Origin of the sequence: Gaoshiqia sediminis (assembly GCF_025907915.1) — a bacterium.
GTDB classification, from domain to species: Bacteria; Bacteroidota; Bacteroidia; order Bacteroidales; family Prolixibacteraceae; genus Gaoshiqia; species Gaoshiqia sediminis.
Genome location: NZ_JAPAAF010000133.1, coordinates 1 through 397, shown reverse-complemented (window position 1 = coordinate 397; position 397 = coordinate 1). Strand labels below are relative to the sequence as shown.

Annotated in this window: 1 protein-coding gene; it reads right to left on the bottom strand. The window is 52.1% G+C overall.

Translation table 11 applies throughout. The features are described from left to right. On the bottom strand, positions 1-274 hold a 274-nt coding region (locus tag N2K84_RS20295), incomplete at its 3' end, for a hypothetical protein (RefSeq protein WP_282593655.1). Between the last annotated feature and the right edge of the window lie 123 nt (positions 275-397).

Genomic DNA, 397 nt, shown 5'->3' with positions numbered 1-397 from the left:
ACCCGCTTCGGGGTTGAGGAGAGTGGTTGGTTGTCGTATTCCCCCAATTGGATTGGGGGTGATGAATGGTTGGATCACTTCGTGATCGGGTGCTTCGGTTGAGGTTGACTTTTCTAATCGCCTCGATTACTCCGAAGGAGTTGAATTGGATTTTAGGGCCGAAAAGTTGCTTCCAGTTTGCAGTAATGCGTATGGTCACGACATGTCGTGACCGTCCGGCTGCCAAAGAACAGGCGCGTTCGTTTAATTGGGCGTTGGGGCTACGTCCCATCATCTCTTTTTTTGACGGAAAGCTTTCCGGGTGCCGCGATATCCGGTTCGTTCCACCCGCTTCGGGGTTGAGGAGTGGTGGTTGGTTGTCGTATTCCCCCAATTGGATTGGGGGTGATGAATGGTT